Source organism: Xanthomonas sp. SHU 199, from assembly GCF_000364665.1.
Classification (GTDB): Bacteria; Pseudomonadota; Gammaproteobacteria; order Xanthomonadales; family Xanthomonadaceae; genus Xanthomonas_A; species Xanthomonas_A sontii.
Window position 1 is genome coordinate 1 of the sequence record NZ_AQOI01000355.1, and the last position, 4,038, is coordinate 4,038.

At 70.8% G+C, this 4,038-nt stretch carries 4 protein-coding genes; all 4 read left to right on the forward strand.

What is annotated here, in order from left to right; genetic code table 11:
- Window positions 1-131: 131 nt before the first annotated feature.
- Window positions 132-842 (forward strand): two-component system response regulator CreB, encoded by a 711-nt coding sequence (creB, locus tag D183_RS0112330; protein WP_017909264.1) that lies wholly within the window; start codon window positions 132-134, stop codon window positions 840-842.
- Between the two features lies 1 nt (window position 843).
- The gene (gene creC / locus D183_RS0112335; RefSeq protein ID WP_017909265.1) at window positions 844-2,286 is read left to right on the forward strand and encodes a two-component system sensor histidine kinase CreC; all 1,443 of its coding nucleotides are present in this window, start codon (window positions 844-846) and stop codon (window positions 2,284-2,286) included.
- A gap of 227 nt (window positions 2,287-2,513) precedes the next feature.
- On the forward strand, window positions 2,514-3,833 hold the full coding sequence (gene creD / locus D183_RS0112340) for a cell envelope integrity protein CreD (RefSeq protein ID WP_017909266.1): 1,320 nt from the start codon (window positions 2,514-2,516) through the stop codon (window positions 3,831-3,833).
- Window positions 3,834-3,854: 21 nt separating this feature from the next.
- A partial coding sequence (locus tag D183_RS24585; protein ID WP_039727367.1) for a hypothetical protein occupies window positions 3,855-4,038 on the forward strand: 184 nt, incomplete at its 3' end.

Consider the following 4,038-nt stretch of genomic DNA (forward strand, 5'->3'; position numbering starts at 1 on the left):
GCCGGGCGCGGCCAACGCGCGCGGCGGCAGCGACAGCTGACGCGCCGCGGGTGCGCGTCGGGTTCCGTGCCGATCCACGAGCGGTGCCGCGGAATGGCCGCACGGACTGCCGCGGCACCCGCGCGACGGCTATGCTGCGCGCCATGTCCACGCCTGCCGCCGCCTGTGTCCTCGTGGTCGAGGACGAATCCGCCATCGCCGATACCGTGCTGTACGCGCTGCGTAGCGAGGGCTACGCGGTGCGGCATTGCCAGCTCGGCCGCGAGGCGCTGGCGCAGTTGCGCGAGGGCGGCATCGACGTGGTGGTGCTGGACGTGGGCCTGCCGGATCTGAGCGGGTTCGAGGTGTGCCGCACGCTGCGCGGTTTCAGCCAGGTGCCGGTGCTGTTCCTGACCGCGCGCAACGAGGAGATCGACCGCGTGCTCGGCCTGGAACTGGGCGCCGACGACTACATGGCCAAGCCGTTCTCGCCGCGCGAGCTGGTGGCGCGGGTGCGGGCGCGGTTGCGGCGCCCGGCGGTGGTCGTCGGCAATGCCGAGGCCGGCTGGCAGCAGCACGGCGATTTCGCCATCGACCGCGACGGCCGCCGCATCCGCTGGCGCGGTGCGGTGCTGGACCTGACCCGCTACGAGTATGCGTTGCTGGCAGCGCTGCTGCAGCGGCCCGGCGCCATCCTCAGTCGCGCGCAACTGATGGACCGCGGCTGGGACAGCAGCGCCGACAGTGCCGACCGCACCGTCGACACCCATATCAAGACCCTGCGCGCCAAGCTGCGCGCGGCCGGCGCCACCGACGATCCGATCCGCACCCACCGCGGCCTCGGCTACGCGCTGGAGGCCTGAGGTGCGGCTGGGGCTGAAGCTGTTCCTGGGCTTCTTCCTGATCGTCGGCGTGGCCGCCTTCTTCGTGATGCGGGTGTTCGTCAACGAGGTCAAGCCGGGCGTGCGCCAGGCGATGGAATCGACCCTGGTGGACGCGGCCAACGTGCTGGCGCAGATGGCCGCGCAGGATCTCAAGGACGGGCGCATCGCCAGCGGCCGTTTCGCCCGCGACCTGGCCGCGGCGCAGCGGCGCGATCCGCGCGCGATGGTCTGGCGTTTTCCCAAGCACAGCGTCGACTACCGCGTCACCCTCACCGATGCGGCGGGTATCGTGGTGTTCGATTCGCGCGGACAGGACATCGGCCGCGACAACTCGCGCTGGAACGACGTGTACCGCACCCTGCGCGGCGAGTACGGCGCCCGCTCCAGCCCCGAGGCCGACGGCGACCCCAACCACACGGTGATGCACGTGGCCGCGCCGGTCTACGATCCGGCAGACCCGCAGCGGCTGATTGGCGTGCTGACCCTGTCCCAGCCCAACCGCAGCATCGAGCCGTTCATCGTCGCCAGCCAGCGCAGCATCCTGCTGCGCGGCGCCTGGCTGATCGGCATCTCCGCGCTGATCGGGATCCTGATGACCTGGGGCCTGCTGCGCGGCATCGGCCGGCTCAACCGCTATGCGCAGGCGGTCAGTGCCGGTGCGCCGGTGCCGCCGCCGCCGCCGCGCCGCGATGAGATCGGCGATCTCGGCCGTGCGCTGGAGACCATGCGCCGCAAGCTGGAGGGCAAGCAGTACGTCGAGCAGTACGTGCAGTCGCTGACCCACGAGATGAAGAGCCCGCTGGCCGCGATCCGCGGCGCGGCGGAACTGCTGCAGGAGCCGCTGCCGGAACCGGAGCGGCAGCGCTTCGTGCGCAACATCGCCGAGCAGCAGCAGCGCCTCACCGAGACCATCGACAAGCTGCTGGCGCTGGCCGAGGTGGAACAGCACGGCTGGCTGCAGCGGCGCGAACAGGTGGCGCTGGCGCCGCTGTGCGCGGACCTGGCCGAAGCGCTGGCGCCGCAACTGCAGGCGCGCGGCCTGCAGCTGCAGGTGCAGGCGCCGGATCCGACCCTGGTGGTGTCGGGCGATCCCTACCTGCTGCGGCAGGCGCTGCACAACCTGCTCGACAACGCCATCGCGTTCTCCCCGGAGGACGCGGTCATCGTGCTGCGTGCCGAACGCGGCGCCGACGCGCGCGTGCTGCTGACGGTAGAGGACGCCGGCCCGGGCGTTCCCGACTACGCGCTGGAGCGGGTGTTCGAGCGCTTCTACTCGCTGGCGCGCCCGGCCACCGGCCAGCGCAGCTCCGGCCTCGGCCTGCCGTTCGTGCGCGAGGTGGCGCGCCTGCACGGCGGCGACGCCAGCCTGCGCAACCGCGACGGCGGCGGCGCGGTGGCCTGCCTGGCGTTGCCGCTGGCCTGAGCCGGATCGATTCGTGCGCGGGCGCGCCGAGGCGGCCTGCCGGCGTTCCCTCGTCGGGACTGAAGTCCCTCCCACAGTGGGGGCGCACACCGCGTCGCAAGTACGCCGGCTTTCCAATCCCCATTCCCCATTCCCCATTTCCCGCACTTCACACCCACTTCAAATTCGCCTCAAACCCCACCCACGCAGCGGTCGCATGCTGGCTCCCTCCCAACCGAGAGGTCGCCATGAAATCCCTGAAGCTGCTGTTGCGATTCGCCACCATCGGCGGATTGATCCTGTTGTTGCTGATCCCGCTGCTGATGATTCGCGGCACCGTGCAGGACCGCCAGCATTACCGCGACGAGGCGGTGGAGCGGGTGTCGCAGAGCAAGGCCGGCGAACAGCGCCTGCTCGGCCCGCTGCGGGTGATCCCGTGGACCCAGGAGCGTGAGGTCGCCCTACTCGACGCCGACGGCAAGCGGGTGACCAAGCGCGAGATCGAGACCGGCTACGTGCTGCAGGCGCCGCGGCGGCTGCAGGTCGAAGGCGAACTGAAGCCCGCGCAGCGCCACATCGGCCTGTTCAAGGTGCAGGTGTACAGCTGGCATGCGCGGCTCAAGGCCGAGTTCGACGATCTCGACTATGCCGCTGTCGACCGCCGCCAGTACGGCACGCCGTATCTGGCGATCGGCCTGCAGGACGTGCGCGGCCTGGTCGGCACGCCGAATCTGCGCGCCGACGGCCGCGCGCTGCCGCTGCAGCCCGGCTCGGAAGGGCTGGCCAACATCTCCAAGGGCGTGCACGCGGTGCTGCCGGCATTGCGCGATACGCAGCAGGGCCGGCTGACCGACCTGCACGAGGTGCAGATGGAATTCGTGCTCGACGGCACCCAGGCGCTGTCGATCGTGCCGGTGGGCGACGACAACCAGATCGCGCTGAACTCGCCGTGGCCGCATCCGCTGTTCGGCGGCCGCTTCCTGCCCAACGAGCGCCGCATCACCGCGCAGGGGTTCCAGGCGAGCTGGGCGCTGTCGTCGCTGGCGACCGGCGCGCAGGCGCAGCTGGCCTCCGGCGGACAGGATCTCGACGCCTTGCGCGTGGACCTGGTCGACCCGGTGGACGTGTATACCCAGGCCGAGCGCGCCAGCAAGTACGGCCTGCTGTTCGTGGTGCTGACCTTCGTCGCCTTCGGCCTGTTCGAGCTGATCAAGCGCCTGCCGATCCATCCGCTGCAGTATCTGCTGGTGGGCCTGGCGCTGGCGATCTTCTTCCTGCTGCTGCTCAGCCTGTCCGAGCACATCCCGTTCTGGCAGGCCTATCTGGTCTCGGCGGTGGCCTGCATCGGATTGCAGTTCTTCTACCTGTCCGGGGTCTTGCGCAGCCGCCTGCGCGCGGCCGGCTTTGCCAGCATGCTCACCGTGCTGTACGGCGCGCTGTACGGCCTGCTGGCCTCGGAAGACAACGCCTTGCTGATGGGCTCGCTGCTGCTGTTCGGCATCCTCGGCGCGATCATGTGGATCACCCGCCGGATCGACTGGTACGAACTCGGCGCGTCGCTGCGCTGAGCCGTCGGGGGAGAACCGGACATGGTCGCGCATCGTCATCGTCATCTGCATCGGCGTCTGCAGGCGCTGCTGCCGCCCGCCCTGGAGACCCATGGCCTGCATCCCGGCAACCTGCCGGGGGCGCTCGCGCGCAGCGCGCAGGCCGCGCTGGTCACCGCCGCCGACCGCGGCGGGGCCCTGTGGCTGCGCCTGAGCGAACGCAGCC